The 25,750-nt window shown below is 68.0% G+C and carries 22 protein-coding genes and 1 tRNA gene; 5 read left to right on the top strand and 18 right to left on the bottom strand.

What is annotated here, in order from left to right; genetic code table 11:
* Positions 1-28 precede the first annotated feature (28 nt).
* Positions 29-1,486 (top strand): MFS transporter, encoded by a 1,458-nt coding sequence (locus ACSZL9_RS13290; protein WP_446665983.1) that lies wholly within the window; start codon positions 29-31, stop codon positions 1,484-1,486.
* A 33-nt stretch (positions 1,487-1,519) separates the two neighbouring features.
* Here ACSZL9_RS13290 and selB read toward each other — a convergent pair whose 3' ends face one another.
* From selB to ACSZL9_RS13275, 3 genes are all read right to left on the bottom strand, one after another.
* Entirely contained in the window at positions 1,520-3,304 is a 1,785-nt protein-coding gene (gene selB / locus ACSZL9_RS13285; protein WP_446665982.1) for a selenocysteine-specific translation elongation factor, read from the bottom strand.
* A gap of 1 nt (position 3,305) precedes the next feature.
* Complete coding sequence (gene selA / locus ACSZL9_RS13280) at positions 3,306-4,604, bottom strand: L-seryl-tRNA(Sec) selenium transferase (protein WP_446666368.1); 1,299 nt, start codon at positions 4,602-4,604, stop codon at positions 3,306-3,308.
* Between the two features lie 87 nt (positions 4,605-4,691).
* Positions 4,692-4,787, bottom strand: a tRNA-Sec gene (locus ACSZL9_RS13275).
* Between the two features lie 130 nt (positions 4,788-4,917).
* Here ACSZL9_RS13275 and selD point away from each other — a divergent pair.
* Positions 4,918-5,907, top strand: a complete 990-nt coding sequence (gene selD / locus ACSZL9_RS13270) for a selenide, water dikinase SelD (protein WP_446665981.1) — start codon at positions 4,918-4,920, stop codon at positions 5,905-5,907.
* A gap of 118 nt (positions 5,908-6,025) precedes the next feature.
* Here the strand turns inward: selD and nrfD are convergent, their stop codons facing one another.
* From nrfD to ACSZL9_RS13245, 5 genes are all read right to left on the bottom strand, one after another.
* Positions 6,026-7,123, bottom strand: a complete 1,098-nt coding sequence (gene nrfD, locus ACSZL9_RS13265; protein ID WP_446665980.1) for an NrfD/PsrC family molybdoenzyme membrane anchor subunit — start codon at positions 7,121-7,123, stop codon at positions 6,026-6,028.
* Positions 7,123-8,142 carry a 4Fe-4S dicluster domain-containing protein gene (locus tag ACSZL9_RS13260; protein WP_446665979.1) on the bottom strand — a complete coding sequence of 340 codons (1,020 nt, stop codon included), beginning with the start codon at positions 8,140-8,142 and terminating at the stop codon, positions 7,123-7,125. The genes nrfD and ACSZL9_RS13260 overlap by 1 nt, the downstream gene beginning before the upstream one ends.
* Positions 8,142-11,312, bottom strand: coding sequence for a formate dehydrogenase-N subunit alpha (gene fdnG / locus ACSZL9_RS13255; protein ID WP_446665978.1), 3,171 nt, complete (start codon positions 11,310-11,312; stop codon positions 8,142-8,144). The genes ACSZL9_RS13260 and fdnG overlap by 1 nt, the downstream gene beginning before the upstream one ends.
* 159 nt (positions 11,313-11,471) lie before the next feature.
* Positions 11,472-12,533, bottom strand: a complete 1,062-nt coding sequence (locus ACSZL9_RS13250; protein ID WP_446665977.1) for an LLM class flavin-dependent oxidoreductase — start codon at positions 12,531-12,533, stop codon at positions 11,472-11,474.
* A 115-nt stretch (positions 12,534-12,648) separates the two neighbouring features.
* Entirely contained in the window at positions 12,649-12,921 is a 273-nt protein-coding gene (locus tag ACSZL9_RS13245) for a hypothetical protein (RefSeq protein WP_446665976.1), read from the bottom strand.
* A 243-nt stretch (positions 12,922-13,164) separates the two neighbouring features.
* On the opposite strand from ACSZL9_RS13245, the gene ACSZL9_RS13240 reads away from it, so the two are divergent.
* A complete protein-coding gene (locus ACSZL9_RS13240; protein ID WP_446665975.1) occupies positions 13,165-14,694 on the top strand; it encodes a purine-cytosine permease family protein in 1,530 nt (509 codons plus the stop codon).
* Positions 14,695-14,698: 4 nt separating this feature from the next.
* Positions 14,699-15,241, top strand: a complete 543-nt coding sequence (locus ACSZL9_RS13235; protein WP_446665974.1) for a cysteine hydrolase family protein — start codon at positions 14,699-14,701, stop codon at positions 15,239-15,241.
* A gap of 137 nt (positions 15,242-15,378) precedes the next feature.
* Here the strand turns inward: ACSZL9_RS13235 and ACSZL9_RS13230 are convergent, their stop codons facing one another.
* From ACSZL9_RS13230 to ACSZL9_RS13220, 3 genes are read right to left on the bottom strand one after another with little or no spacing between them, the layout of a single operon-like run.
* Positions 15,379-15,567, bottom strand: coding sequence for a hypothetical protein (locus ACSZL9_RS13230; protein WP_446665973.1), 189 nt, complete (start codon positions 15,565-15,567; stop codon positions 15,379-15,381).
* Between the two features lie 23 nt (positions 15,568-15,590).
* Positions 15,591-15,797, bottom strand: coding sequence for a hypothetical protein (locus tag ACSZL9_RS13225; RefSeq protein WP_446665972.1), 207 nt, complete (start codon positions 15,795-15,797; stop codon positions 15,591-15,593).
* Positions 15,794-16,057, bottom strand: coding sequence for a hypothetical protein (locus ACSZL9_RS13220; protein ID WP_446665971.1), 264 nt, complete (start codon positions 16,055-16,057; stop codon positions 15,794-15,796). Before ACSZL9_RS13220 ends, ACSZL9_RS13225 begins: the two co-directional genes overlap by 4 nt.
* 185 nt (positions 16,058-16,242) lie before the next feature.
* Between ACSZL9_RS13220 and ACSZL9_RS13215 the strand changes: the two genes are divergently transcribed.
* Positions 16,243-16,734, top strand: a complete 492-nt coding sequence (locus ACSZL9_RS13215; protein ID WP_446665970.1) for a pyridoxamine 5'-phosphate oxidase family protein — start codon at positions 16,243-16,245, stop codon at positions 16,732-16,734.
* Here the strand turns inward: ACSZL9_RS13215 and ACSZL9_RS13210 are convergent.
* The 7 genes from ACSZL9_RS13210 to ACSZL9_RS13180 form a co-directional block, all read right to left on the bottom strand.
* Positions 16,716-18,062: an alpha-hydroxy-acid oxidizing protein gene (locus ACSZL9_RS13210; RefSeq protein WP_446665969.1), complete on the bottom strand. Its 1,347-nt coding sequence runs from the start codon at positions 18,060-18,062 to the stop codon at positions 16,716-16,718. The two genes, ACSZL9_RS13215 and ACSZL9_RS13210, sit on opposite strands and share 19 nt — an antisense overlap.
* Positions 18,063-18,091: 29 nt before the next feature.
* Positions 18,092-19,624 (bottom strand): AMP-binding protein, encoded by a 1,533-nt coding sequence (locus tag ACSZL9_RS13205; RefSeq protein WP_446665968.1) that lies wholly within the window; start codon positions 19,622-19,624, stop codon positions 18,092-18,094.
* A gap of 441 nt (positions 19,625-20,065) precedes the next feature.
* Positions 20,066-21,040, bottom strand: a complete 975-nt coding sequence (locus ACSZL9_RS13200; protein ID WP_446665967.1) for a DUF2332 family protein — start codon at positions 21,038-21,040, stop codon at positions 20,066-20,068.
* Positions 21,041-21,199: 159 nt separating this feature from the next.
* Positions 21,200-21,997, bottom strand: coding sequence for an amino acid ABC transporter ATP-binding protein (locus tag ACSZL9_RS13195; RefSeq protein WP_446665966.1), 798 nt, complete (start codon positions 21,995-21,997; stop codon positions 21,200-21,202).
* Positions 21,994-23,454, bottom strand: coding sequence for an ABC transporter substrate-binding protein/permease (locus ACSZL9_RS13190; protein ID WP_446665965.1), 1,461 nt, complete (start codon positions 23,452-23,454; stop codon positions 21,994-21,996). Before ACSZL9_RS13190 ends, ACSZL9_RS13195 begins: the two co-directional genes overlap by 4 nt.
* A gap of 104 nt (positions 23,455-23,558) precedes the next feature.
* Positions 23,559-24,629, bottom strand: coding sequence for an aspartate-semialdehyde dehydrogenase (locus tag ACSZL9_RS13185; protein ID WP_446665964.1), 1,071 nt, complete (start codon positions 24,627-24,629; stop codon positions 23,559-23,561).
* A gap of 4 nt (positions 24,630-24,633) precedes the next feature.
* Entirely contained in the window at positions 24,634-25,671 is a 1,038-nt protein-coding gene (locus tag ACSZL9_RS13180; RefSeq protein WP_446665963.1) for an aspartate-semialdehyde dehydrogenase, read from the bottom strand.
* Between the last annotated feature and the right edge of the window lie 79 nt (positions 25,672-25,750).

Genomic DNA, 25,750 nt, shown 5'->3' with positions numbered 1-25,750 from the left:
ATATTGTCACACTCGCGAATGGGGAGTCATGCCAACGACATCTGAAACACCACCAGCGCCCGCGCCGGTCAAACCACAACTGATCGTCGCGGTGCTCTGCTTCGGCGCGCTGTCCGCGGCGCTGATGCAGACGCTCGTCCTGCCGATCCAGATCGAGCTGCCGCAGCTGTTGCACGCCTCGGCAAGCGACACGTCCTGGGTCGTCACGGCGACGTTGCTCGGTGGCGCCGTCGCGATGCCGGTCGCCGGGCGCCTCGGCGACATCATCGGCAAACAGCGCGTGCTCGTCGGGTCCTCGGTGATCTTGGTGGCCGGCTCGGTCGTGTGTGCACTGTCCACGAGCGTGTGGCCGATGATCGGCGGGCGCTTCCTGCAGGGCATTGCAATGGGCTTCATCCCCGTCGCCATCAGCCTGGTCCGGGAGGTCGTGCCCGCACACATGGCGTCCACCGCGATCGCGACCCTGAGCGCGACGATGGGCGTCGGCGGTGCGATCGGACTGCCGCTGGCCGCCTGGATCGCCCAGGACTACAACTGGCACACGCTCTTCTGGGTGTCAGCGGCACTCGCCGCACTGATGGCCCTCTCGACGGCCCTCCTGGTCCCGCACGTCGCCGACGGTCACCCTGCATCCATCGACATGGTCGGCGCAGTCGGTCTGGCCATCGGCCTCGTGGCCGTCCTGGTCGGAATCTCCAAGGGCAACGACTGGGGCTGGGCATCTGCCAACACCCTGGTCACTGTGATCGGTGGTGTGATCGTCCTGCTCCTCTGGGGCGTCTACGAATTGCGCCGTTCCGAGCCGCTGGTCGACCTGCGCACCACCGCCCGCCGACCGGTGCTGCTCACCAATCTCGCCGCGATGCTGATCGGCTTCGGCATGATGGCCCAGGCGATCGTCATACCGCAGCTGCTGGAGATGCCGGAGGTGACCGGTTACGGCCTCGGTCAGAGCATCCTGCAGGCCGGCCTTTGGATGGCGCCGGCCGGTCTGATGATGATGCTTCTTGCCCCGGTCTCCAGCAAGCTGATGACCACGATCGGCCCCCGCCTCACGCTGGCCATCGGTGCCGCGGTCATCGGGATCGGTTATCTGATGGCGCTGTTCATGATGGGCAGCGCGTGGGAGCTGCTGATCGCGAGCTGTGTCAGCTCTGCGGGCGTCGGCATCGGGTATGCCGCGATGCCGACCCTCATCCTGGAGAACGTACCCGCCGCCGAAGCAGGCGCCGGAGTCGGCATCAACACCGTGATGCGCTCGATCGGCACCACAATCGCCGGAGCCGTCATGGCCAGCCTGCTGACCAGCCAGACCATCACCCTGAAGCCGGGCACACCCGCGATACCGTCCGTGGACGCGTTCAAGATGTGCTTCCTGGCCGGAGCGCTGGCCGCCTTCATCGGCGGTGCCATCGCCCTGACGATCTCCGGTCGACGCCCGAAAGCACAGACCGCGACCGGCGACCTGGCGCTGGCCGAAGCCTGACGCGCACTCCCCTCTTCGCCGACTCGACGCCGGTCACCGCACGATGCTGCGGTGGCCGGCGTCTATGCGTCGGGTCCACCCTCGCGCATCCAGGTGCTCCAGCAGCGGTATGGCGACACGACGTGTCGTGTCCAGCGCCTTCCGTGCCTCGCTGGTGGTGAACACCTCTGGCAACCGGGACAATTCACGCATGGCGAGAGCCGGTGCCGTCGGCAACAAAATCACCTCGCCGGGGAGTCTCAACAGTCGCCCGACACGCTCCGCTGCGGCCAACTCGCGGGCGCCGAGCCCGAGCCGGGTCAATTCGTCGGCTTCCGGCGCGGCGAACGGCAGCTCCCGCAGGCGCGACTCGACGTGTGCCACCGGTTCCTCGGCCGGACCGAGATCGTCGGTGCCGGCCGACGTCGTGATCGCCGACCCACTGCCGGACAACTCCGCCCTGGTGACCACGAGAGCGAGCAGGCTCGGGTCCGGAAGTTGCAACAGGTCAGCGGCTGCACCACGAGACAGGCCGGCCGACAGGGGATTTCGCGTGCGGTCGGTCTCGACCGCGGTGCGCAGCGTTCCAGCCCATTCGGTGAGCGCAGCTTCGTCCACCCACCAGTCACCGTGCGCGACAACACCCGTCGGCGGCGCCTCCGGGACCTGCACCCCGAGCTGCTGCAGTCTCTCGACGGTGACCGCCTGCCGGCGTGCCACCTCCGCACGGACGTCCCCTGTCGTCGGGCGCGCCGAAATCTCCTGGGCTCGCCGACGGCCGGCGCCCCGTCTGCGCAGTGCGGGCGGGTCGACGTCAACGACCTGGACTCCGGCGAATGACCGGGATCCGCTGTCGCGCAGGATGATTCGGTCACCCAGCGTCAGCGGCAGGTCACGGTCGCACGTGACTCTGGCCGTTTCTGCGCCGAACGGCCGAATCCGTGCCGGGATCGCGAGCGTGCCAACGTGCATCATCAACTGCTCGGGCAGGTCGGTCAGCGGCGGCCCGCTGCATCGTCGAACGTCGATCGAGTCCGTGAGCTGCCACTGGCCACCGGTCGTCAGGACGTCGCCACGGTGGACCGCACCCGCCTCGATGCCCCGCAGGTTCACCGCGACGCGACTGACGGGCGTGACCCGGGTGACCGGCGCGTCGTGCTGCTGGAGGCCACGCACACTCACCTCGGCGGGGTCGCCCGCACCGTGCAACGTCAGCCGGTCGCCGGTGCAGATGGTCCCGGCGCTCAGCGTGCCCGTCACGACGGTGCCGGATCCCTTGATGGAGAACGCTCGGTCGATCCAGACACGGATCCGACTGTCCACCAACGGATCCGGAGCCGTCGCCAGCACGCCCTCGAGAGCGTCCACCAACTCCTGGATGCCGTCCCCGGTGACCGCGGACACGGCGATCACCGGCGCGTCCCGCAGACCGGTCTCGGCGAGTTCCCTGCGCGCCTGATCGACCACCTCGGCAGCACCGTTCGGTGCGAGGTCGGTGCGCGTGATCGCCACGACACCGCGCTCGATGCCGAGTGCACGGATCGCGTCACGGTGCTCGGCCGACTGTGCCTGCCAGCCCTCATCCGCGGCCACCACGAAACACACGATCGGTGCGGGCCCGAGTCCCGCCAGCATGTTGCCGAGGAATCGCTCGTGACCGGGCACGTCGACGAAGGCAACCTGCTTCTCGGAAGGCGTTGTCATCGCGGCGAATCCGAGATCGATGGTCAGTCCGCGGCGCTTCTCCTCGGCCCACCGGTCGGGTTCGACACCGGTCAAAGCACGGACCAGGGTGCTCTTGCCGTGATCGACATGCCCGGCGGTGGCTACGACATACATGTCACCCGAGTGCGGCGCGAACTGCCGCAGTCAGCCGCTGGTCGTCGGCCTCAGGCACACAGCGCAGGTCGACCAGACACCGACCGTCATGGACCCGCGGCATGACGGCTGGGTCGCCGAGTCGCATTGCGGCAGCGGCATTTTCGGGCAAGGACACCGCCCATCCGGGCAACGGCACACCGGCTCCTCCGCCGCCGCCGACCCGCCCGTCGTGCGCGACGACTTCTCCCCCGACCTCGGCCGCGAGCTTCTCGGCCCGCTCTCGCAGGCGGGCCGGGTCTGCATGCAACGCCTCCGTAGTCGGCGCGACAGGACCGGTGAGGGTGGCCTCGAGTGCGGCAAGTGCGAGCTTGTCGGCGCGGACCGCCCGGGCCAGCGGATGTTTCGCCATACGACCGACGATTTCGTTGCGCCCCAAGATGATTCCCGCCTGCGGGCCGCCGAGCAGCTTGTCGCCGCTTGCCGTCGTGACGTCGGCACCCGCGCTCAGCGCAGACGTCGCGTCGGGCTCGTCCGGCAGCAGTGGGTCGGGCTCGAGCAGGCCGCTGCCGAGGTCCACCAGCAGCGGCAGGTCGTGCCGTGCAGCGAGCTCATGCAACTCCGGCACAGCCACCGACGAGGTGAACCCCTCGACCCGGAAGTTGCTCGGGTGCACCTTGAGAATGCACCCGGTGTCCGGGCCGATCGCGTCGGCGTAGTCCTGCGGGTGGGTGCGGTTGGTGGTGCCTACCTCCCGCAGCCGTGCACCGGTGGAGGCGATCAGGTCAGGCAGCCGGAATCCCGCACCGATCTCGATCAGTTCGCCTCTGCTGACGATGATTTCGCGTCCCTGCGCGAGCGTGGTGGTCGCCAGCACGAGCGCGGCTGCGCCGTTGTTGACGACCAGCGCGTCCTCCGCGGCGGGGCACTGTGCGAGCAGTGCCGCCCGAGCCGCGGCGCCTCGCTTGGACCGCTTGCCGGTCGCGAGGTCGAGTTCGACGTCGACATACTCCGCTGCTTCGCGCACTGCGTCGATGGCTGCACTCGACAGCGGCGCCCGCCCGAGGTTGGTGTGTATGACGACGCCCGTCGCGTTGAGCACCGGGCGCAGCCGGGTGGTGCGCTGCCGCGCCAGCGCGTCGGCAAGCGTCTCGCTCACCTGTTCCGGGGCGATCTCTCCACGGCGGGCGCGGTCCTGGGTCGCACCGACCAGGCGGCGTACGGCGTCCGGACCGAGTCGGGGGATCGCGGCGATGGCCTCTGCAGAGGCGAGCAGCGTGTCGGTGCGCGGGATGCGGCTGCGTGGGTCCGTGGTCGGCAGGCTGGTCGGCTGGTTGGCCGACACCTCGGCCGACCGCCTGGGGGACTCCTTCGACGACATCGACACCTCCGTGCGCGACATACGAGCTGGCGGAGACGGACGGGAATCGAACCCGCCAGACCGAGATGCTCGGCCTCACCGGCTTTGAAGGCCGGGGGGCCCACCAGGAACCCTGACGCCTCCAGGGCCAACCTACCGGCCCCTCGCAACCCATCGACTGACGGCTCCCCCACCGAGTGACGGTGAGATGAGGGCGTCTCTCGGCGAGGAAGCCGTCACTGGCGGATCGGGTGGGTCGGCATACCCTCGAGGTATGACGAGCGCGCAGGCCCTACGACTTACCGACTACGCACACGGCGGCGGGTGTGCATGCAAGATCCCTGCCGGTGAGCTCGAGGACGCGGTTCGTGGCCTGACGGGGCAGGCCGGGCCCGACGTGCTGGTCGGCGTCGACGACGGTGACGACGCAGCAGCCGTGCGCGTGCGCGACGACCTCGCCGTGCTCTCGACCGCCGACTTCTTCACACCGGTGGTCGACGACCCCTACGACTGGGGGCGCATCGCGGCGGCCAACGCGCTGTCGGACATCTACGCGATGGGCGGCCAGCCGGTGGTCGCGATCAACCTGGTCGGCTGGCCGCGCGGCGTGCTGCCGATGGACATGATGACCGAGGTGCTGCGCGGCGGACTCGACGTCGGCCGGCAGGCGGGCTGCCCGGTGATCGGCGGGCACACGATCGACGATCCGGAGCCGAAATACGGGATGGCGGTCACCGGCGTCGCCGACCCGGATCGCCTGCTGCGCAACGATGCCGGCGTTGCCGGTATGCCGCTGACGCTCACCAAACCGATCGGTGTCGGGTTGCTCAACAACCACCACAAGCAGACCAGCGACCCCATCGAGGCAGCGATCACGTCGATGACCGCGCTCAACGACGTCGCCGCCCGCGACGCACTCGCCGCGGGGGTGAAGGCCGCGACCGACGTGACCGGCTTCGGGCTGCTCGGGCACCTGCACAAGCTGTGCCGGGCATCCGGCATCGGCGCCGTGCTCGACCGATCGGCGGTGCCGGCGATCGATGGCGCCCTGGATGCCTTGGCCGCCGGTCACATCTCCGGCGGCACTCGACGCAACCTGGACTGGGTGCGCCCGCACCTGCGCGCGGGATCCGGCATCACCGAGGACGACCTGCTCTTCCTGGCCGACGCGCAGACCTCGGGCGGGCTGCTGATCGTCGGCGAGGTGCCGGGCTATCCGGTGATCGGGCACACGACCGCCGGCGCCGGCATCGAGGTCCGCTGACCGCTTGACGCCATACCCGCCCCAAACCTCGACCGTCGAAGGTTAGGACCACCGAACGCCGACCTGGCCCGCCCCAAACCTCGACCGTCGAAGGTTAGGGCCGCACACGCTGCCTGGCTCAGCCGGCGGTCGTGATCGAGTCGTCGGTGATGCCCGCCGCACGGCGCTTCTCGAGACGGTTGCGCTGCGGCACCACGGTGTAGCGCGGGTCCTTCGCCGCCTCGATGCCGGCCTCCAGCACCCCGAAGCGGGTGCACGCGGAGGCGCCGAGCAACGCCATACCGGCCACCACGGCGCCGAGACGATTGCGGCCGAGCGCGATGGCGCCGAGACCGCCGGCGATGGCAAGGCGTTCGCTCCACCGCAGCAGCGCACCCGGCCGGCCGATCTGCAACGGCTCCGCGGCCACCGGATCCATCCGGTGCTCCATGTAGCGCGTCGCGATCAGGTCACCCGCGACGCCCATCACCGCGAGCGCACGAGCCGGGCCCGTCTCACGGGTCGGTGTCGTGACCATCGCGAGGCCGCCGGCTGCAAGCGAGGCAGAGCTGGCGAAGACGAAGGGCAGGTCGCGGTGCGCGGCGTTCCAGGTCGGGTTGGCTGTGTCGGACAGCAGCACCGCGGTGTAGACCGCGAGCGGCGCCCCGAATGCCGCGCCGGCAGCTCCGGCCGCCGGCTCCACGCCGGTCAGCACGCGACGCACCGGACCGAGCGGCAGCCGCCCGCCGGTCAGTCGGTCGACGTCGCTCGCCGCTGCGAGACCCATGCCGCCGCTGTATGCCGTGAGGATCCACGAACCCAGACTCATCGGTGAGGTGAGCTTGATCGTGCGCAGCATGTTGTAGAAGCGGTCCGGGCGGCCGAGGTCCTTCACCAGCGCACCGGCTCCGAGCGCGACCGCTGCCATCGCACCGATGCGAGCGTTGCGGCACAACAGCTTTCGGCCGGTCAGTTGTGCACCGTAGGCGAGCAGCCCGGAGCCGCCCGCCACACCGCCGAGGAAGAGATAGGCCGCGATCTCCGGACCCCACGGCGGTGGCTTGACCACGGGTTTGCCGTAATAGGAAGTGAATTCGACGTCCGGCACCATCGGCATCTCGCGGGCGCCGTCGCCCCCGCCACGCCGTCGACGACGACCGCCCGGGAGGCGCATCTTGCGGCGTCGCCGTCCGCCGGTCTCCGGTGGCCGATAGGCGTCGTATGGCGAAGTGGTCATCAACGTCCTCCGAGGAACGCCACTGCAGCGGCCGCCACCATCCCGGCAGCTGCCATGCCGGCACGCTTGAACATCACCGGCAGGTCCGCCGTGGGCACGCGCGGGTCCGGCGGCAGGCCGTAGACCTCCGGCTCGTCCAGCAGCAGGAAGACCGCACCGGTGCCGCCGACACCGTCGAGTTCGTTGGCGCCATACAGCCGAGCCTCGGTGAGGCCCTGCTCGTGCAACTGGCCGACCCGATCACGTGCAGCGTCAACGAGATCCGCGTGATCGCCGAATTTGATCGACTCCGTCGGGCAGGTCTGGGCGCAGGCCGGTTGCTCGCCGTCGACCAGGCGGTCGTAGCAGAGCGTGCACTTCTGCGCGATGCCGACGTTGGGCACCTCACTGTGCTGCGCGCCGCGCTCGGCCTTCGGGGCGACCGTGCCGTCGGTGCGCCGCTCGATGACGCCGAAGGGGCAGCCCGCCACGCACGTGCCGCATCCGTTGCAGACGTCGGATTGCACCACGACAGAACCGAATTCGGTGCGGAAGAGCGCGCCGGTCGGGCAGACGTCGAGACAGCCGGCGTGCGTGCAGTGCTTGCACACGTCGGATGCCATCAACCAGCGGAATTCCGAGGTCTCCGGAGGGGTCGTCGAGGCACTTGGTCTCGATACACCTCCTCCGCTTCGCTCCTCCGGCACTCGACCAGCTTCGTGGCTGGCACGGACTGTGGGCATGCCGAGATCGACCAGTTTGCGGCCGGATTCGCGTGCAGCCTCGACGTGTTCGCGGTCCTGCTCGATGAACGCCACGTGCCGCCAGGTGCTCGCACCCAGCTGCTCAGTGTTGTCGTAGGACATGCCGGTCAGCTCGAGCTCACCGTCACGCGGATTGTGGTTCCACTCCTTGCACGCCACCTCGCAGGCCTTGCAGCCGATGCAGATGGAGGTGTCGGTGAAGAACCCCTTGCGGTGCTCGTGGGTCTCCCAGCGCGCGTCGGCAGTCGGGTTCGCCGGTCCGGACAGCTGTCCCATCAGTCCTCCTCTCGTGGTGTCACGAGCTCGTTGCCGGTCTCGGTCGTCGCCCCGGCACGCGACTGGAACTCGGCGATGAGGCGCAGCAGTGCATCACCCTGCGGTCGTCGTCCGGGCAGTATGTCGCACGACCCGGCCTTCGACTCCTGGATCAGGACGTTGGGGTCGAGCGTGACGCCGAGCAGGTCGTTGGCCGAGTCACCGCTGACGACCGCGTCGCTGCCGACTCCCCAGTGGTAGGGCAGCCCGATCTGGTGCACGGTGTGCCCGGAGATGACCAGGGGCGTCATACGCTCAGTGACCAGCACGCGAGCCTCGATCGCGGCACGCGGCGACACGATCGTCGCCCATCCGCCGTGCTCCAGCCCGCGCTCGGCGGCCAGCTGCGGTGACACCTCGCAGAACATCTCCGGCTGCAGCTCCGACAGGTAGGGCAGCCAGCGGCTCATGCCGCCCGCGGTGTGGTGCTCGGTGAGCCGATAGGTGGTGAAAACGTAGGGATAAGTGCCTGATCCGGGGTCGCCCGCGCTCGGCGCGGTCAGGTTGTCCTTGCGCGGGAAGGTCATCCGTGCGGGGTTGCGCTGCTGCAGGTAGAGCGGGTTGGCAACCGGCGACTCCTGCGGCTCGTAGTGCGTCGGCAACGGGCCGTCGACCAGACCGTCGGGCGCGAACAACCACGCCTTGCCGTCCGGCCGCATCACGAAGGCATCGTCCCCGGCGAGCGCCGCCGGACCACCGAGCGCCGGGTCGGGCTGACTGCCCGGGGCGCGGTCGACCGGGAAGTCGGGCACATCGTCGCCGGTCCACTTGCCCTGCTGGTCGTCCCACCAGACGTATTTCTTGCGCTCGCTCCACGGGCGTCCCTGCGGGTCGGCAGAGGCGCGGTTGTAGAGGATCCGGCGGTTGGCCGGCCACGCCCAGCCCCATTCGGGCGCGATAGGCGACTGCTCCTGGCCGGGCTTGCGCCGGTCGGCCTGGTTGACACCGTCGGCATAGACGCCGGTGTAGATCCAGCAGCCGCCGTCGGTCGATCCGTCGGCCCGCATCTCGTTGAACGACGAGAGCGGCTGGCCAGCCTGCGGTCCGGTGCGGAACCGGCCGTTGACCTCCAAAAGCACTGCCTCGCCGTCGGGTTCGCCGTGCTCGTCGACCGGGTAGTCCCAGGTCAGGTCGAGCAGCGGGCGGTCGCGTTCGTCGGTCGAATCGGCCAGCTTGGCTCGGATGCGGCAGCCAAGGTCGTAGAAGAACGTCAGCTCGCTCTGGCAGTCACCCGGCGGCTGCACCGCCTGGTGGCGCCACTGCAGCAGCCGCTGCGTCTGGGTGAACGATCCGGCCTTCTCCACGTGCCCGGCGGCGGGCATGAAGAAGACCTCGGTTTCGATGTCCTCGGGCTTCAGTTCACCCGAGGCGATCTCGGGCCCGTCCCGCCAGAAGGTCGCCGACTCGATCATGTTGAGGTCACGCACGACCAGCCACTTCAGCTGCGCCATCGCCTCGCGTTGCAGCCGTCCGTGCGCGGACCCGACCGCGGGGTTCTGGCCGAGTAGGAAGTAGCCCTCGACCTGGCCGTCCTTCATCGCGACCGTGGTCTCGTAGGTGCCGTGCGGTCCGGACAGGCGCGGCAGGTAGTCGTAGGCGAAGTCGTTGTCGGCGGTGGCCGCGTCGCCCCACCACGACTTCAGCAGGCTGACCAGGTAGGCGTCGGTGTTGGCCCAGAAGCCCTTCTCCGCCTTGGAATGCACCCGCGTCAGGTAGTCGTCCAGCGTGTCGTGCTGGCCGACACTCGGCATCGGCAGGTAGCCCGGCAAGAGGTCGAATAGCGTTGGTATGTCGGTGGATCCCTGGATGCTGGCGTGTCCGCGCAGCGCCATGATGCCGCCGCCCGGACGACCCATGTTGCCCAGCAGCAGCTGCAGGATGGCCGCAGTGCGGATGAACTGTGCACCCAGCGTGTGCTGGGTCCAGCCCACGGCATACGCGAAGCAGGTGGTGCGCTCCCGGCCGGAGTTCTCGGTGATCGTGCGTGCGACATAGGCGAAGTCGTCGACCGAGATGCCGCACGCCTGCTGGGCCATCTCAGGGGTGTAGCGCGCGTAATGGCGCTTCAGGATCTGGAAGACCGTGCGCGGGTCCTGCAGCGTCTCGTCCCGAGAGCCGTCGGCGTCATACGCCCAGGTGGTGCGGTCGTATTTGCCTGTCGCCGGGTCGAATCCGGAGAAGAGGCCGTCCGCGTCCTCGGCGTCCTGGTAGTCCTCGCTGATCAGCATCGCCGCGTTGGTGTAGGCGACGACGTAATCCTTGAACCACAGGTCGTTGCTCAGCACGTAGTTGATCAGCGCACCGAGGAAGACCACGTCGGATCCGGCACGGATCGGCAGGTGCTTGTCGGCGATCGCCGAGGTCCGCGTGAACCGCGGATCGACGTGAATCACCTTGGCACCACGTGCTTTTGCCTCGGAGACCCACTGGAACCCGACCGGATGGCACTCGGCCATGTTCGAGCCTTCGATCACGATGCAGTCGGCGTTGGCCATGTCCTGCAGATATTGCGTCGCGCCGCCGCGTCCGAACGAGGTCCCCAAACTGGGAACCGTGGAGGAGTGTCAAATGCGGGCTTGGTTCTCGATCTGGATCGCGCCGGCCGCGGTGAAGAGCTTCTTGATCAGGTAGTTCTCTTCGTTGTCCAGGGTCGCGCCGCCGAGCGATGCGATGCCCATGGTGCGGCGCAGCTTGCGGCCCTGGTCGTCGAGCTCCTGCCAGGTGTTGCGGCGGGTCTCGATGAAGCGGTCGGCGATCATCTCGATCGCGGTGTCACGATCCAGCCGCTGCCACTCGCGGGCGCGCGGCGGACGGTAGAGGACCTCGGTTTGCCGACCCGGGGAGTTGATGAGTTGCTCGCTCGCAGCGCCCTTGGGGCACAGTCGGCCGCGCGAGATCGGCGAGTCGGGGTCGCCCTCGATCCCGATGACCTTCTCGTCCTTGACGTAGACGCGCTGGCCGCAACCGACCGCGCAGTAGGGGCAGACGCTCTGCACAACACGATCCGCGGTCGCGGTGCGCGGCTGCACGGATCGGGTCTTCTCCGAAGCCACAGCTGGCCCGCGTCCGAGGTAATCCCCGGAGCGGAACTGCCGGAAGACCGGCCACTCCAACGCGCTGAATCGACCCATGGGCCAACACTAGCCCCGAAATGCGTTGTGTTCACGCCTTCGTCAAAGACCGTCGCCTCTGATCGAACGGCACTGATCGAGAGGAGCACTCAGTGATCGAGAGGCGTAGCAAATCGGGGTGATTTGCTACGCCTCTCGTTGCGTTGGTGCGCCTCTCGATCAGGGAGTGGCCGGATCGTCGCCGGTCACCGGACCGTCGGTGTTCGGGCGCCAGCCGAGCGCGGGCGCAACGTGCTGGGCGAACGCCTCCAGCACGTGCAGGTTGTAGTCGACGCCCAGTTGGTTCGGGATGGTCAGCATGACCGTGTCCGCAGCCATGACGGCGGCGTCACCGCGCAGTTGCTCGATCAGCTTGTCCGGCGTGTCGGCATACGTCTTGCCGAATGTGGACCGGTAGCCGTCGATGATGCCGATCTGGTCGGTGCTGCTCTGGCCGCGCAGACCGAAGAACTGCTCGTCCAGATCGCTGACGATCGGGAAGATGCTGCGCGACACCGAGACGCGCGGGCGGCCTGTGTGGCCGGCTGCGACATACGCCGCCCGGAAGCGCTCGATCTGCTCCGCCTGCAGGTCGGCGAACGACTCGCCGTTGGCCTCGGTGAGCAGCGTCGACGACATCATGTTGAGCCCGAGTTCGCCCACCCACTCCGCGGTTTCGCGGCTGCCGGAACCCCACCAGATGCGATCACGCAGCCCATCGGAACGTGGCTCGATCCGCAGCCGAGTGCCCGGTATGGCGTGCTGCGGGTCGGCGTCGACCATCCCCTCGCCGTCGATCGCCTCCAGGAAGGTCGCGAACTTCGCCCGCGCGATGTCGGCTCCGCGCGGGTCCTGCGCCCCGGTGTAGCCGAACGCCTCGTAGCCGCGCTGCGCGGTCTCCGGTGACCCGCGGGAGATGCCAATCGCGATGCGCTGGTCGCTGAGCAGGTCGAGCGCTGCGAGCTCCTCGGCGAGCTGCAGCGGGTTCTCGTAGCGCATGTCGATGACGCCGGTGCCGACCTCGATGTGCCGGGTGCGCGCAGCGATCGCGGACAGCAGCGGGATCGGCGACGCCAGCTGCCGCTCGAAGTGGTGGACGCGGAAGTAGGCGCCGTTGACGCCCAGCTCGTCCGCGCCGACGCCGATCTCCAGCGACTGCTTCAGCGCGCTCGCCGCATCGGGCGTTTGCGACCCCGGCACGCGTCCGTAATGACCGAAGCTGAGGAAACCGAATGCCTTCATACAAATTTGAACAATCGACCCGCGTGGTCTGTTCCACCCCTTTGTAGGATGCACGCGGACCAGTGCGGGCGGACCGGTGCGGGCGCGTGACGGGAGACACCCGCACCGGACGGCGTTACCTCGCCTGCTCGGTGTAGACCCGCACGACCGCCTTGGCAAGATCGTCCTCGGACCCGTGGAACAGACCGCCGACCGAAGCTATGGTCTCCGCCGAATGGCCGAAGTTGGACGTGTAGGTGTAGGTCACGTTGCCGTTGTGGTAGTTGCAGCTCGTCTGTGTCCAGACCTCACCACCGCCGGGCGCTGCCGACGCCGGGCTCGTCGAGCTCAGACTGAGGCCACCGGCGAGGAGCGCGATGGCAATACCGCTGAAAAGCTTCTTGTGCATGATGGATCGTCCCTTCCCTGATGTTCACCGAATGCGACGGACGCGAGCGTTCGTGCCCGTCGGGTGACAGCAAACCTGCCGTCGCGCCAGGGACCGCGCATGCTTCCCGAACACTCCCGAACAGCGTGGGGTGACGAACCGGATCTCGATACACCTCCCCCGCTCCGGCACTCGATCAGCTTGGGCCCGGGACCCGAATTTTTCGGTGCACACCGACACCTCCGATCTGCCATGCTCCTGGGCATGAGCATCCCAGCGGGCGGAACGCCGCAGGACCTGCGCCGGCTCGGCGTCGAGACGACCGGCATCGAGATCATCGAGGAGTCGGAGCGGACCGCGCAGCCGCGTGATCTCTTCTGGCCGTGGTTCGCGGCGAACGTGTCGGTCTTCGGGATCTCGTATGCCGCGTTCGTGCTCGGCTTCGGGATCTCCTTCTGGCAGTCGGTCGTCGTGGTGGTCATCGGTGTGATCGTGAGCTTCGCGCTCTGCGGGCTGATCGCGCTGGCCGGCAAGCGAGGTTCGGCACCGACGATGATCCTGTCGCGAGCCGCCTTTGGCGTGACCGGGCAGAAGGTCCCGGGTGTGATCAGCTGGCTGGTCTCGATCGGCTGGGAGACCTTCCTGACGATCAACGCGACGCTGGCCACCGCGACGGTGATGCACGAACTCGGCTGGGGCGGCGGCACGACGACCAAGATCATCGCGTGCGTCGTGGTCGCGGCACTGGTCGTGCTCGCTTCGGTCGCCGGCTATCACATCATCATGCGCCTGCAGTCCTGGCTGACCTGGATCACCGGCATCATCACGATCGTCTTCATGATCGTCGCTGCCTCGCACATCGAGTGGTCGAAGGTCTCTGCGATGCCGTCCGGCAGCTGGCAGCAGACGGTCGGCGCACTGGTGATGGTGATGACCGGCTTCGGCCTCGGCTGGATCAACATCGCAGCGGACTGGTCGCGCTACCAGCGCCGCGACGCCTCCGGTCCGGCGATCGTCGGTTGGAACACCTTCGGCGGCGCGGTCGCTCCCGTGGTGCTGGTGGTCTTCGGACTGCTTCTCGCCGGCTCCGACGAGAAGGTCGCGACAGGCATTCTCGCCAACCCGATCGGCGCGCTCGCCGAGATCCTGCCGACCTGGTTCCTCGTGCCGTTCCTCATCGCGGCCGTCCTGTCGCTGGTCAGCGGCGCGGTGCTGGGCATCTACTCCTCGGGCCTGACGTTGCTGTCGCTCGGTGTGCGCATCCCGCGCCCCACAGCTGCCCTGATCGACGGCGTGATCCTCACTCTCGGAACGATTTACGTCGTTTTCGTGGCCGAGAACTTCGCCAGCCCCTTCCAGTCCTTCCTCATCACCCTGGGTGTGCCGCTCGCCTCCTGGGCCGGAGTGATGATCGCCGACATCGCACTGCGCAAGCAGTCGTATGCCGAGGCCGACCTCTTCGACGGATCCGGCCGTTACGGCCGATGGGACTGGACCTCGATCGGCATCCTGGTCGTCACATCCGTCATCGGATGGGGGCTCGTCGTGAACAACTACGCGCAGGACGCTTCCTGGAACAACTGGCAGGGCTACCTGCTGGACCCACTCGGACTCGGCTCGTATGACGCCAAAACCGCCAGCTGGAGCGGGGATTGGGCCTACGCGAACCTCGGGGTGATCGTGGCGCTCGTGCTGTCGTTCGTGGCGGCATACGTCCTGCGGCGGGCGAAGGTGGCGCGCCAGGAAGCGATGCCGGTCGGTGGCGACGAGCAGCCGTTGCTCGTGAAGGACTGACGCCGTGACGACCCCGGCAGGTTCGCACGGCGAGTGGCTGGTCGTCATCGACGCCCAGGTGATCTTCGCGGATCCGCAGACGTCCCAGTGGGGTTCGCCTATGTGGGCAGCAGCGGTGCCACGCATCCGGACTGCAGTCGAGGAGTATGCCGAGAGGGTCGTTTTCACCCGGTTCGTCGCCGACCCGGCACCGCAAGGGTCCTGGGTCGACTACTACCGGGAATGGCCGTTCGCCCAACTACCGGACGCCGACCCGCTCTACTCGATCGTGCCGGAGCTGGCGCCATACACCAAGGATGCGTCGGTGGTGACGGCTCCGACCTTCGGCAAGTGGTCGGCGTTGCGCGAAATCGTCGGTAACACACCGCGATTGACACTCGCCGGCGTGTCGACGGATTGTTGCGTGTTGTCCACAGCGCTCGGAGCGGCTGACGCCGGCGCGACGGTCACCGTCGCCGCCGGTCTCTGCGCCGGTTCGACACCCGAGGATCACTCCAGGGCACTGTCTGCGATGGCGCTGTACGGCCCGCAGGTCACCGTGGTGTGAGACAACGCCAGTCACGCCACGCCGGCTTGCTCAGAGGAGTCGTTGGGTGCCCGACCACCCAACGACTCCTCGCACGGTCGATGTCACCGCATGTCACCGCATGTCACCACGTGGCACTGCGGGACATCATCCATTCATCACCCTTGGCACTTCACGGAGTTCGAAATGGTTCCCGTGCCGCCGCTTGACGTCGCGATGTGCAGTGTCGTGCCGTCGCACCAGGTCGTCACGTCGGCCAGAGCCCCGGTGTGGGTCGCGGAGCCGTGCATCATCAGCCCTCCGGTGACGATGGTGGCTACTGCAAGTGCGCGTGCTGCTGTTTTCATGTTCTTCTTCCTCTCCTGTGTTCTCAGCCGAGCCGGCTGACGTCGTCGGTGCCCGTGGGTGGCGGGCACCAGTAGGCACCGCCAGTTGCAGACCGCTGTGCGTTCGCGCCCGGACAGTTGTCGGTCGAGCCCCCGACCGCCCGATGCTGCTCTGCCACACCCGGCGAGCCGAGCATCGCGACCGAGCTCGCGCCGATCAGAATGGCGACCGCAACCGGCCGAAGTCTCACTTCTCCGACTCCTGGTACTTCTTGACGACCGCCTGCAGCAATGCCCCCTCGCTGCCGCTGAAGGTTCCACCGACCGAAACGGCGGTCTCCACCGTGGACCCGGTATTGGACGTGTACGTGTAGGAAATGATGCCGCTGTGGTGGTTGCAACTCGTCTGCGTCCAGAACACGCCGCTGGCGTTCGCCGGCCCCATCGAGGCGAGGCTCAGTCCTCCGGCAAGCAGCGCGATGGCGGCACCGCTCCACAGTTTCTTGTACATGGTCGATCAACCCTTCCCTGATTCCCATTGATGGCACCGACACGAGTGACGTCGGACCGGTGCTCGTGCCGACCATCGTCGGGAAGTAGCCGGACGCGTTCACGCAGTCCGAACAATCCCGAACGACTTCGTCACGGGTCCTCGTCGCAGAGACACGTCACCGTGCACCGGTACCGTCGACCTGTATGTACGAGACACCCGCCGAGATCGCTCGTCTCCAACGCCTCATCGACGCGTCGCACGGGCGCGGCACGAGTCACCTGCGCGACATCGTCGACTCCGACCACCTGATGCAGGCGGCACAGGTGGTTGACGCGCTGGACGGCATGAAGGTCTTGAGCCTGGCCACGGTGACCGCCAAGGGTGAGCCGCGGGTGAGTGCCGTGGACGGCCACTTCCTGCACGGAGCATGGACGTTCGGCACCGACGGTCGCGCTGCGAAGGCACGGCACCTCGCAGCGCGACCGGCGGTCAGCGCCGCCCACGTCGACGGCGAGCGCGTCGCGGTCTTCTGCCATGGCACCGCCATACGTCTCACCGAGCAGGACCCCGCGTGGGAGCCGACGCTCGCGCATTGGACACGGCACTACAAGTCCGACCCGACGACCTGGGGTGCGGACGTGCGGATGTACCGGATCGAGCCGAGCTGGCTGGTCGGTTACCGCGGATCGGAGTGAGCCAGGCAGTCCCGGGTGATCTCGTCGATCGAAGCGACTCCGGACAGCGCCATGGTGAGGTCGAGCTCGGCGAGCAGTCGCTCCATGACCGCCTCGGCACCGGCGGCACCATCGAGTGCCAGGCCGTAGAGCCACGGGCGCCCGACCAGCACGGCGGATGCGCCGAGGGCCAGCGCCTTGAAGATGTCAGCGCCGCTGCGGATGCCGCTGTCGAAGAGCACCGGCAGCCGACCGTCGACTTCGGGCGCGATGGCTGCGAGCGCGTCCAGGGAAGCGACCGCGCCGTCGATCTGCCGGCCGCCGTGGTTGGACACCACGATGCCGTCGACACCGTGATCGATCGAGCGCTGTGCGTCTTCCACCGACTGGATCCCCTTGAGGACTATCGGAAGTCGGGTCCACTCACGCAGCTTGGTCAGGTCGTCCCACGTGAGTTGCGGGCATGGGAAGACATCGAGGAAGGTCTCGACCGCCGCGCGTGGCAGTGGCGAGCGCAGGTTGTCGCGGAAGCTGCCCGGGTAGTGACGGGTGATCGAGAGCAGCGTGCGTATGGCGGCGAGCGTGGGCCGCCCCTCGGGGAGGTCCCTTCGAGACGCCCGCTCGTCCCTCACGGGCTCCTCAGGGAACTCCACCCGGTCGCCGACGAGGTCTTGGAAGACCGGGTCGGTGAGGTACTGCGCGATGCCCTGGCCGCGAGCGAACGGCAGGTAACCCAGGTCCAGGTCCTTGGTCCGCCACCCGAGCAGGTGGGTGTCGAGGGTGACGACGATCGCTTGGGCGCCGGCGGCCTCGGCTCTTCGGACGAGAGACTGAGCCAACTCGTCGTTGTTGCTCCAATACAGCTGGTACCACATCGGATTCGCACCCAATGCCTCGGACGTCTGCTCCATCGGCACCGAACCCTGGGTCGACAACACCATCGGCAGACCGAGCGACCGGGCGGCCCTGGCGACCGCGAGCTCGGCCTCCTTGTGTGCCATCTCCAGGACCCCGATCGGCGCGAAGAGCACCGGTGCAGCCAACGTCTGCCCGAGCAGCGAGGCCTCCATCGACCGTTCCGACACCTCACGCAGAATGCGCGGCACGATCGGAAAGCGTTCGAACGCAGCGGTGTTCGCCCGGTCGGTGCGTTGCATGCCGGCGCTGCCGGCGACATACGACCACGCCTGCGGGCTCATCCGCCGCCGGGCGGCGTCATACAACGCGGCCGGCTCGACCGGCACCTTCGGCTTGTGCCCGTAGGCACCGGCGGCATAGATCGCACCTTGGACGGCGCGGCCAATGCCGGACAGTGAGCGTGCCGCGGTCTCGATACGGGCCTCCTCCACTTCGTTCCCCTGGCTCTACTCGACCGGCTTCATCCGTTGATCTGCTTGTCCTGGCCGTCCCAGAACGGTTGCCGCAGCTTGAATTTCTGCAGTTTGCCGGTCGCGGTGCGCGCCAACTCGTCGCGGAACTCGACCCGCTTGGGCGCCTTGTAACCGGCGAGTGACTGACGCGCGTGCGCGATCAACTCCTCCTCGGTCACCTCACCGTCAGCCACGACCAACGCGGTCACCAGCTCACCCCACTTCTCGTCGGGTATGCCGATCACCGCCACCTCCCGCACCGAGGGATGCGACATGAGCACGTCCTCCACCTCGATCGACGAGACGTTCTCACCGCCGGAGATGATCACGTCCTTCTTGCGGTCGGCGATGACGAGCGCACCGTCCTCGATGTGCCCACCGTCCCCGGTGTGGAACCAGCCACCGGCCAGCGCGGCGGACGTGGCATCGGGGTTCTGCCAGTAGGCCTCGAGGTTGTGGTTGGTCCGCGACAGCACCTCGCCGGACTCGTCGACGGCCATCCGCACTCCGACCGCCGGATAACCGGCTCGCCCGAGTTTGCGGGCCTGCTCGGTCGGTGACAGCTCTGCCCATTCGGCGCGCATCTTGCTCATCGTCAGCAGCGGCGCAGTCTCGGTCAGTCCGTAGATCTGGATGAACTCCCAACCGAGCTCCTCACGCACGCGCTCGATCGTGCGCGTGGGAGGTGGCGCACCTGCGACCACGATCCGGGTGCGGTCCCGCCCCGGGATCGGGCCGTCCCACTGCTGCGCTCCGTCGAGCGCGGCCGCGACCACGGCGGGCGCCGCACACATCAGTGTCACCCCGTGCTGCTCCACCCGCCGGAGGATCTCGGTGCCGTCGACCTTGCGCAGCACGATGTGTTGCGCGCCGATGCCGGTGACCGCGAAAGGCATCCCCCAGCCGTTCGCGTGGAACATCGGCAAGGTGTGCAAGTAGACGTCCTCGTCGGAAACCGGTGTCTGCCAACCGAATACGGTCGCGTTGAGCCAGTTGGTCCGGTGCGTCAGCTGCACGCCCTTGGGACGAGCGGTCGTGCCCGAGGTGTAGTTGATCGTCGCGGTGGCGTGCTCGTCGCCGTCCCAGGGGCGCGGCTCGTCGGTGGATCCGAAGAGCTCGTCGTCGGACTCGCCGAGCACGAACTTGTGATCGCAGTCAACGTCGTCGAGCAGGTGCCGCAGCTCCGGATCGACCGCAAGCACCTCGGCACCGGAGTGCTGCACGATGTATTGCACCTCGGGCACCGAGAGTCGGAAATTGACCGGGACGAGGATGCGGCCGTATCCACTGACGCCGAAGAAAGACGTCAGCAGCCGCGCGCTGTTGTGCGACACCACCGCGACCCGACCGCCGACGGGGACACCCATCGCATCGAGCCCGGCAGCCTGTGACCGAGCGAGCTCAGCCATCCGTCGATAGGTGATCGTGCCACCACCGAAAGGCGTTGCGGGCTGGTCGGGTTCGTCCACCACCGCGACCCGGTCGCCGTAGACGACCTCCGCCCGGTCGAGGAAATCACGAACGATCAATGGAACTTCCATCGTTGCCTCCGGGTCGCCGACGTTTTCGTCATTCTGGCAACTGCGGCTGTATGGCGCCAGAGAAACAGCACACCAAGGTGACCGAGGAGCGCCCGGAGGTGGCCGAGGAGGGTGGAGGAGCGAAGCGGGGGAGCCCGTCTCGAGGTCCCGCACCTATCGAGACACTCGCTCGTCCCTCACGAGTTCCTCACGGAGCTCTGGTTGTGGTGGCCGAGGAGGGTGGAGGAGCGACGCGGGGGAGCCCGTCTCGAGGTCCCGCACCTTTCGAGACACTCGCTCGTCCCTCACGAGTTCCTCACGGAGCTCTGTTTGTGGTGGCCGAGGAGGGTGGAGGAGCGAAGCGGGGGAGCCCGTCTCGAGGTCCCGCACCTTTCGAGACACTCGCTCGTCCCTCACGAGTTCCTCAAGGAGCTCAACCTGACCTCGACCAGCTCGGGCGCCTCAGGCGACCTGCACGACCTCGGCAATGAGCTCGCCGGCTCGGTAGTGGGCCAGCCGGGTGGCACGGCTCATCGGATCAACATCGCGCAGCACCGTCGAGTCGCTCACCTCCGCCAGCACACCGACGGCCTCGTCGGCGACCCAGATGCCCTCGGCGTGCCGAGCGCGCATCAGGTCGTCCATCTGCCGCCGGTCGTCGACCATGCACAGGAAGGACGAGCCGAAGACGATCGGCAGACGCCCGAAGCCGAACCCCTCCGCAGCCACCACCTGGAACGCGTCACGCCGCGAGACGACGATGTCCTGCTCGTCGACCAGGCGAGCGGCGCGCAGCACTCGCGCCTGGGCCTCCGTCTGCTCCGGCTCCAGCTGGGACAGCATGCGGTCCAGCACGCCGTCCTCACGGGGGTGCAACGGGTGCAGGTCATAACCTCGACGCGACGCAATGTGGTGTCCGGCAAGCAGATCCGGCTCGAAGGAGTCGGCAACCAGCTCCAGTCCGGCGGCCGCGCCGACGGCCACCAGATCGACGACGACGCGCTCGGCATACACCGTCTGCAGGTGCTCGGTGACCAGGCGCAGCATCCGCACCCCGGCCTGCGGGTCGTTCAGCGGCAGCGGGCGCTCCTGCAGTCGCCGGCCGATCGGCCCGCGTCGATCACGCAACAGCTCGGTCCACAGCTGGTAGGAGCGACCGTCCGGCGGCAGGGTGCCGTGCAGCACCGGGTAGTAGCTCGCGAGCGGCCTGCTCGGGTCGAGCGTGCGCAGCTCCTCGCTGGTCGCGCGCAGCAACCGCTGCGCTGCCTGCCAGTTCGCGAAGTCCAGTCCGTATGCCGCAAAGGCGGTGAAGGTCCTGTCGTCCGGCCCGGTCTCCGCACCCGCGAGCGTGCACCAGTGCCGGTAGAGCGGCCCGGAGAAGACGTCAGCGGCAGCGGTGAACGCGGCACGGACATCGGCGATATCGGTCATCGGCATGATGCGGCCAATGTAACTGAGGGGCCTCGAGACGCGGCTCGTACCTCACCGCTCCTCGGCCATCTCCCCCGCGTGACCTCGACAAGCTCGGCCAGCTCATCGGTCCTCGGCCATCTCTCGCGCGTGACCTCGACAAGCTCGGCCAGCTCACCGATCCCGTCATACCTCCAGCAGTCGGCGCAAGAATGCTTGGGTGCGCGCCTCCTGCGGGTGGTCCAGGACGTCGGCCGGGCGGCCGCGCTCGACGACCAAGCCGCCGTCGATGAAGAGCACCTGGTCGGCGACATCACGTGCGAAACGGATCTCGTGGGTGACGATCACCATCGTGCGGCCCTCCCGCGCCAGCTGCCGTATGACGTCGAGCACCTCGCCGACCAGCTCCGGGTCGAGGGCCGAGGTGGGTTCGTCGAAGAGCAGCAGGTCCGGCTCGAGCGCGAGCGCCCGCGCGATACCGACCCGCTGCTGCTGGCCGCCGGACAGCTGCGACGGGTATTTGTCGACGTGCCCGGCCAACCCGACCTTCGCCAGCAACTCGCGCGCGTCGGCGTCGGCCTGAGCGGCCGGCCGGCCCTGCACGACGACCGGACCCTCGGTGACGTTCTGCAGCGCCGTGCGATGCGGGAAGAGGTTGTGGCTCTGGAAGACCATGCCGCTGCGAGCCTGGTAGCGCCGGATCAGCTCCCGATCTGAGCCGCTGAGTCGGCCACGTTTCGAGGCGTGCACCGTCGAGAAGTCGACGGTCACATCGCCGATCCGGACCACGCCGGCGTCGGGTCGTTCCAGCGCGTTGAGTCCGCGCAGCAGGGTGGTCTTTCCCGAGCCGGACGGCCCCACGACCACCGTGACCGAGCCCTTGTCGACGCTGAACGAGATGTCCTTGATGACCTCATGGTCACCGAACCGCTTGGCCACCGCGGTGGCCTCCAACAACGGGGTGCTCTGCTCGGAGGAGTTCATAGCGCGACATACCTGTTCAGTCGAGTTTCGAGGCGGCCCTGGACGGCGTTGAGCCCGAAGCAGATCACCCAGTAGTAGACGGCGGCGGCGCAGTACAGCGCCAGATAGCTGTATGTCGGGGCCGCCGCGTCCTGGGCCTTCTGGAACAGCTCGGGCACCAGGATCAGTGAGGTGAGCGAGGTGTCCTTCACCAGCGACACCAGGGTGTTACCGAGCGGCGGCACCGCGATACGGGCGGCCTGCGGCAGGACGATCCTGCGCAACGAGGTGCGATATCGCATACCGATCGTCTCCGCGGCCTCCCATTGGCCCTTGGGCACCGAGGAGATCGCCGAGCGCACGACCTCCGCGCCATACCCGCCGACGTTGAGGCTCAGCGCGATCACCGCCGACCAGAACGAGCTGAACTTCACGCCGGCCTGCGGCAGCGCGTAGAACACGATGACCAGCTGCACCAGCAGCGGCGTTCCCCGGATGATCGAGATGTAGACGCGAGCCAGCCAGGAAAGCACCAGCACGGTGGAGCGCCGCATCAGCGCGATGCCGACCGCCAATAGCAGCCCCAGGACGAAACTGATCGCGGTCAGCGGGATCGTCGTCTTCAACGTCGCCTTCAGCATCGGCCACGCGTTGTCCTTGACCAGCTGCCAGTCGCTGGTTGTCGACTTCTTCTCGGACTTCGCGCCGAAGTACTTGTCGTAGATCTTCTGCAGCGAGCCGTCGGCCCGCATGGCAGCGATCTCCTTGTTGATCGCCGGCATGTAGCCGCTGCCCTTGCGGGCCGCGAAGACCGACTCGCTCTTGTCGTCGGTCGTCGCGACGATCTTCACGCCCTTGTTGCCGGTGGTGTTGAGGTAGTTCTTCACCGCCAGCTGGTCGTTGACCATGGCGTCGACCCGCCCCTGCGTCAGCGCCGACACCGCTTTGTCCATCGCGGTCACCGACACGACCTGGGCGCCCGCCTTCTTCGCGGTGGCGGCCCAGTTGCTGGTGGTGTTCTCGGCAGCCTTCTTGCCCTTGAGGTCCTTGAGTCCCTTGATCGAGTCGTTCGAGGACTTCACGACGACCACCCCGGTGGTCGTGATGTATGGCGCCGAAAGGTCGTACTTCGCCTTGCGCTCCGGGTTGGCGGTGACCTCGTTGGCGACCAGGTCGATCCGCTTTGCCTGCAGCGCAGAGAACATCGAATCCCATGGTGTCTGGACGAATTGGACCTTCACGCCGAGGCGTTTGCCGAGCTGCGTGATCAGGTCGACGTCATACCCGGTGAGCTTGCCGGACGCGCGATAGCTGAACGGCGGATAGACACCCTCGGTGCCGACGCGCAGCGTCTTGGGCAGCCCCGAGGACTGGTCGGTCGCTGCGTGGGCCGACGGCGCAAGCAACACACCACCGATCAGGAAGAGTGTCGCGAGCACCGCGCCGAGCCGCGCTGCAGATAACCGAAACTTATGCACTGCAGAAGCATACGTGGGTATGACGCCGTGCTCCCGACGCGGAACGACCTCGCACTCCGCCGCTGATGGGCGTGCGGGGCAACTACTTCAGCGGGACTTCTGCTTCAGCGGGTCGAGACCGTCAGCTCGGCGATCTGCAGCGCGTTGAGCGCCGACCCCTTGCGCAGGTTGTCGGCGCAGATGAACAACTCGATGGCGTTCGGGAAGCCCTCGACCCGGCGGACGCGGCCGGCGAAGATCGGGTCGGCGCCGACGACGTCGACGGGCGTCGGCCAGCTGTCGTCCAGGGAACCCGCCGAATCATCAAGCACCACAACCGAGTTGGACGACTCGGTCAGCACGCGCACCGCGTCGTCACGGTCGGTGTCGGTGGCGAACGTGGCGTGCACCGACACCGAGTGGGTCCGCACGACCGGCACCTGCACGCAGGTCACCGCCACCGGCAGGTGGGCCACCCGGAGCAGGCTGCGCAGCTCCTCACGGACGACCGCCTCGGAGTCGGTCTCGCCGGCATCGGCCTGCTCGCCGACCCACGGGATCACGTTGAACGCCACCGGGGCCGGGAAGGGCGACTCACCCAGGTCGGACAGCATGCGACGAACGTCACCCGGTGACTGGCCGACACCCTGGTTGCCGGCGAGCTCCATGGTTTCGTCATACAACCGCAGTGCGCCGGACACGCCGGCGTCGGTGACCGCCTGGAAGGTCGTGGCCACCACGGAGGTGAGCTGCCACGAGCTGTGCAGCGAGTGCAGCGCGCCGACCATCATCAGCGTGGCCGCGCTCGGGCTGGCGATGATGCCCGACTCCGGCCGCCGGGCACTGTCGGGGTTGATCTCGGGCACCACGAGCGGAATGTCGGGTTGCGGAGTGAAGTGCCCGGAGTTGTCGATGACCACCGCACCCGCACCAACCGCGACCGGGGACCACTGCGCCGACACGTCGGCCGGCGCGGCCATGACCACGACGTCGACACCTTCAAAGACGTCGACGTCCAGCTCCCGGACGACGACGTCCTGCCCGAGGATGGACACCCGGCGCCCGACGGAGCGGCCCGACGCGATCGGCCGGATCTCGCCCCACATGTCGTCGCGCGTCGGCAGCAGCGACAGCAGCGAGAGCCCGACGACCCCCGTCGCTCCCACGACGGCCAGGGTCGGCTTGTCCGCACTCATCTCGTCACCGACTCGCGGCGATGACCTCTGCGATCTGAATCGTGTTGAGCGCAGCGCCCTTCCGCAGGTTGTCGTTGCTGACGAACAACACCAGGCCCTTGCCGTCGGGCACCGACTGGTCCACGCGGATGCGGCCGACGTATGACGGGTCCTTGCCCGCGGCCTCCAGCGGCGTCGGCACCTCGGTGACCACGACACCAGGAGCCTCCGACAGCACCTCGCGAGCCTCGTCCGGGGTGATCGCCTTGTCGAACTCGGCGTGGATCGCCAGGGAGTGCCCGGAGAAGACCGGCACCCGCACGCAGGTGCCGGCGACCGCGAGGTCCGGCAGGCCGAGGATCTTGCGCGACTCGTTGCGCAGCTTCTGCTCCTCGTCGGTCTCCTCGCTGCCGTCGCCCACGATCGAGCCGGCCATGGCCAACACGTTGTAGGCGATGGGGGCGACATACTTCTTCGCCGGGCCCAGCTCGACGGCCGCACCGTCATGGGTCAGCCCCTCGAGGTCGCCCTCGACGCCCTGCCGGATCTGACCGGCCAGCTCCTCGACACCGGCGAGTCCCGAGCCGGAGACGGCCTGGTAGGTCGCCACGATCAGCCGGCGCAGGCCGGCCGCGTCGGTGAGCGGCTTCAGCACCGGCATCGCGGCCATCGTGGTGCAGTTGGGGTTGGCGATGATGCCCTTCGGCGGGTTCGCGATCTGGTCGGGGTTGACCTCGGAGACCACGAGCGGCACGTCCGGGTCACCGCGCCAGGCGGACGAGTTGTCGATCACCGTCACGCCGGCGGCCGCGAAGCGCGGCGCCTGCTCCTTGGAGGTCGCACCGCCGGCGGAGAAGATCGCGATGTCCAGACCGGACGGGTCGGCCGTCGACGCGTCCTCGACCACCAATCGCTTGCCCTGCCAGTCGATCTCGCGGCCGGCGGAGCGCGCGGACGCGAAGAGGCGCAGCTCGCCGATCGGGAAGTTGCGCTCGGCGAGCAGTCGCAGGACGACGCCGCCGACCTGTCCGGTGGCGCCGACGACGCCGATGTTCAGTGCCATGGAATTACCTCGTTGATGATTGGGTCCCCGCGAACTGTTCGGGGCGCGAAGCGGAAGAACTTCGTGGGTCTTTTGTGGG

The organism is Flexivirga sp. B27 (assembly GCF_052905685.1).
This window is presented reverse-complemented; position numbering and strand designations above follow the sequence as displayed.